Origin of the sequence: Leuconostoc rapi (genome assembly GCF_016908715.1) — a bacterium.
Classification (GTDB): domain Bacteria; phylum Bacillota; class Bacilli; order Lactobacillales; family Lactobacillaceae; genus Leuconostoc; species Leuconostoc rapi.
In genome coordinates this window covers 1-3,679 of the sequence record NZ_JAFBEK010000022.1, presented here as the reverse complement: position 1 = coordinate 3,679, position 3,679 = coordinate 1, and the positions used below count along the sequence as shown (strand labels likewise).

General features: G+C 32.6%; 6 protein-coding genes. 3 read left to right on the top strand and 3 right to left on the bottom strand.

Features of this window, described 5'->3' with window-relative positions:
- Window positions 1-94 precede the first annotated feature (94 nt).
- The gene (locus JOD28_RS09940) at window positions 95-205 is read left to right on the top strand and encodes a putative holin-like toxin (RefSeq protein WP_373306178.1); all 111 of its coding nucleotides are present in this window, start codon (window positions 95-97) and stop codon (window positions 203-205) included.
- 130 nt (window positions 206-335) lie between these two features.
- Here JOD28_RS09940 and JOD28_RS09700 read toward each other — a convergent pair whose 3' ends face one another.
- The gene (locus JOD28_RS09700; RefSeq protein ID WP_010278992.1) at window positions 336-872 is read right to left on the bottom strand and encodes a hypothetical protein; all 537 of its coding nucleotides are present in this window, start codon (window positions 870-872) and stop codon (window positions 336-338) included.
- 598 nt (window positions 873-1,470) lie between these two features.
- Here JOD28_RS09700 and JOD28_RS09695 point away from each other — a divergent pair.
- Window positions 1,471-2,085, top strand: a complete 615-nt coding sequence (locus JOD28_RS09695; RefSeq protein WP_010278995.1) for a helix-turn-helix transcriptional regulator — start codon at window positions 1,471-1,473, stop codon at window positions 2,083-2,085.
- Between the two features lie 330 nt (window positions 2,086-2,415).
- On the opposite strand, the gene JOD28_RS09830 is transcribed toward JOD28_RS09695, so the two are convergent.
- The gene (locus JOD28_RS09830; protein ID WP_239531205.1) at window positions 2,416-2,487 is read right to left on the bottom strand and encodes a putative holin-like toxin; all 72 of its coding nucleotides are present in this window, start codon (window positions 2,485-2,487) and stop codon (window positions 2,416-2,418) included.
- A gap of 238 nt (window positions 2,488-2,725) precedes the next feature.
- Window positions 2,726-3,010 (bottom strand): hypothetical protein, encoded by a 285-nt coding sequence (locus JOD28_RS09685; RefSeq protein ID WP_011666810.1) that lies wholly within the window; start codon window positions 3,008-3,010, stop codon window positions 2,726-2,728.
- 133 nt (window positions 3,011-3,143) lie between these two features.
- On the opposite strand from JOD28_RS09685, the gene JOD28_RS09680 reads away from it, so the two are divergent.
- Window positions 3,144-3,596 carry a hypothetical protein gene (locus JOD28_RS09680; protein WP_204770559.1) on the top strand — a complete coding sequence of 151 codons (453 nt, stop codon included), beginning with the start codon at window positions 3,144-3,146 and terminating at the stop codon, window positions 3,594-3,596.
- Window positions 3,597-3,679 lie beyond the last annotated feature (83 nt).

The following is a 3,679-nucleotide window of genomic DNA, read 5'->3' as shown; positions in this document are numbered from 1 at the left end:
TTGGTTGGTATATCAATTTTTATAATCGCAATCGTATCTCAAATGTTGCCTAAGTAACTGAATAAAAATAGTCCAATTTATTGACTTCTGAGCAATCAGGTTGATGTTCCAATTTGGAATATTATTAATTGCCCTGTTGGCATATCTAGACAAAAAAAATAACTGCTTAACTTTGGTGAGTCGCAGTTACTTTTTTAAAGTTTAATCTGTGATAGTCACTATTTGATATAGTAACGTTGTAGAGTCACGTGTTAGAGCACGTGGCTTTTTCTATACTTAAATTGTATAACAACATGTGTGCTTAATGCAACAATTGAAAATATTAATTATATTATTTAATTACTAAACTCTATATCATCTGTACCATCGCTAGTAGCGATAATTGTTCCATTAGGTAATTGGACATTGATTGCAGGATTATTCATATCGAAAACCACAGCTTGTCTGTTTGCAATAGTTTCAAGTATGTCCATTGCGTCACGTAAATCGGAATTAGAATAGTTAGCCCAGTCATCATACCCAACGTAAGTTAATGTGTTAGTGCTCTTATCATAGGTTGCATATTGAGCAGTGCCTTTTAATAATGAATTTACTTTATCCTCATAGTCTTTTGAGTTATCAGTACTTGAAGAGCTACTAGATTCAATTTCATCAGAACTTGATGATTCATCGTCGCTAAAGCTTTCAGAACTATCTTCCTCTGAACTAGAAGACTGTTTATGGCTGACCGAAGAAGATGACTCTGATTCTGAATTGCCAGAATTATCACTAAAAATTGATAATCCAATAACGGCAACAATAATTACGGCGCAGATTATAAAAGGCAATGGATGTTTTTGTATAAAGTCTTGTTTCTTTGGTGGGCGTCTCATGAAATTATGTTTCTCTCTATTAATCTATTGTTATATCCACATCTAAATATATACCAATAATTAAAATATGCAAGTTTACATAAGGGCGGTTATCGGCACTAGCCGGTACGACGCCGTTTATAAGCCGTCACTTGTGAATTTCAAAAATTCGCCTTGTGAAGGCTTATTTGTTGCACGATACAACTTGTGAAATCCGGCTGGTTCACAATCTATACCACCTGTTTTCTCTCACCGGCAGGGCTCGGCCCTGTTCCACCTACAAAAACACCCAGAAATCACGCCGTTTTAAGCTGAAATCCGGGTTTTGAAAAATTTTCGGAGTCCGGCAACTCTCGGTACCGAAAAAACCTGTCCATAATCTTGACATCAGCGCCCCCCATAAAAGACTCTAACGTCTTAAAAATGTTGCTTTTTAAAACTATACAGTAAAAAAAAACGGATACCAAGTATAAAATTAGGTATTTGTTTTTTGTGAGCTACATAAATTCACAAAAATCGTACCTCTCTCGAATAACGAGATACTTTTTTAGTTAAAATGCTTGATAATTGGCTATAGTTTTATTCATACTAATAGAAAAAGAAAATACGGAGGTATGTTATGACCTTTTCAAAGAGTTTAAAAGAATTACGTTTGCTACATGAGTTATCACAGACACAATTAGCTAGAAAATTAAATGTTTCCCCTAAAACTATTTCAAACTGGGAAAATGAAAGAAATTTACCGGATATTGAATTGATTATTAAAATATCTAAAGTCTTAGACGTAACACTGGATGAACTAATTACTGGTAATATTCAGTTAGAGAATAAACTAATCAAAGATAGTCATAAAGTTTTTCGTGATAATGTAATGTCTATCGTGGTGAGTTTATATTCGATGTTAACCGGTATGTTAGCAATGGTGTGGTTTTTAAATATTCAAACCCCACTTCGTACCATTGTTTTTTCAACTTGGTTATTTGTTGGCTTCATTTTTGGATATATGATAGAGCCTACTGATAATAAAAATCCTTTTGATTCTATATCGCCAATAATTCGATATAGCTTCATAGCACTGTTCATTGTTTTAGGCTTATCAATAATAATTGGCTCTTCTTGGTTGATCGTAAACTATCCACAAAAAATTATTTACTTCGTTACTATGATAGTTGGAGTTGTCATAATAATTATGACTAAACCCATTTGGCCCACAAAAAATAGAAATGCTGAATAATTCAGAAATGATTGAGTTAAGGGGCTATAACTATCAATTGTCTCTGTTAAATACTATAAAAAAAGCCTCTAACAAATCAACTTGGCTTGTTAGAGGCTTTTTTTATTTAGATAATATAATAGCCCTTGAAATGTAAGGCTAAATTGAATGGCTAAGCGTTGCTATATAGAGGCGCATAAATACTTTGTTTCTCAATTTTGGCTAGGCATGTTATAATGAATACAGAAAAAGGAAGCCTTGCGCTAACAAGACTTCCCATTATAGAGCCGTATAAGACGGTGGCAAACTTAAAACGATTAAATAACCGCTAGCTTGGCAGAGCTAAGGCGGTTATTTTTTTTGTTGGTTTTTAATCAACTCAACAACTAATGCTAGTAAGGTAACTATGAAAGTACCAAACATTAGCATAAGCTGTAAAGCGTCCGATACGGACACTTGGGCTACTCCTTTCCTAGAATGTGAGTTTATAGTTTTTACACCATAAGCACCACCCCCCTTAAGGAAATAGCCACCGCCTTAACTTCTCTACTTGAACTATTATACAGGATAAAGCGTGATTTACCTATTGATGATTAATGCTCTAATATCCTTAACGGCTAGTTTTCTATTTTCAATATAAATATAATTATCCGACATGTTTTCAATGAACCCAGATATATTTTTTTTTGGTTTCATGATTGAAGTTAGTTTCATCTAATTGAATAGTCACAGTATAATAATTTGCTAATGCGTGCATTGCATTATGAAATATTTTATCCGTAGTCATTTTGGGTAACTTTTTTTCACTATATACATTTTCCTGATCCATTTTCCTTAATGCAGAAGTATGGTCGCTTAAAAAGAAGCCACGCCACTTTTTAATGCCCCTATCTCTATAATCATACTGAAAGTAATTATTGATTAAAGCGCTAAAATCTTGATCCATTTCATTTCTCATTTCAAATTTTTTATTCCTCAATTATACGAACGTTAGTTCCCTTATGCAAGCGGCTCGATTTTAAACTTTTGTTATATTATATATGTAGTTCAAAAATATAGACTAAAAGGAAAATTTTGTTATGCTTAAAATACTAAGTGAATCCATATACCAAATTTACAAGTTTACATCAGGGATAGTATCATGGGGATTAATTAATATACCTGTTAGCTGGTTATCTTTTTTTATAGCCATCATAGGTTTGGCTAGGAATAATCATAATAAATTACGACAAAGATTTGATTATTCATCAGTAACCCACCCATGTAATACAGTTATTACTGTTTACAACGACAGTTTAGTAACAGAAACTTCACGATTTAATGGAATAATAGTCACTGCAAAAAAGCCAAACTTACTACGGAAAAAAGTAATTAAATGGAATTTGAAAAATAAAAAATTTGGACATAATAAACAGCTTTTATTCCCTTTTCATCAAATGGTAAATATTCAGAATAACGAAGAAATAAAACAATCTGATTTTTTTGCTGTTAAGAGCCATGAAATGAGAGAAATTATAATCGGTAGATTGTAAAATTAAACCGAACACTTGAATAAAAAAGCCGCAGCGCCTTTAATGGTAATTGTCCAAAACAACCATAAAGGAACTGCGACTCA

Coding starts and splice junctions, on each gene's coding strand:
- JOD28_RS09700 (WP_010278992.1), bottom strand. CDS start 872: ATGAGACGCCCACCAAAGAAACAAGACTTTATACAAAAACATCCATTG.
- JOD28_RS09695 (WP_010278995.1), top strand. CDS start 1,471: ATGACCTTTTCAAAGAGTTTAAAAGAATTACGTTTGCTACATGAGTTA.
- JOD28_RS09680 (WP_204770559.1), top strand. CDS start 3,144: ATGCTTAAAATACTAAGTGAATCCATATACCAAATTTACAAGTTTACA.
- JOD28_RS09685 (WP_011666810.1), bottom strand. CDS start 3,010: ATGGATCAAGATTTTAGCGCTTTAATCAATAATTACTTTCAGTATGAT.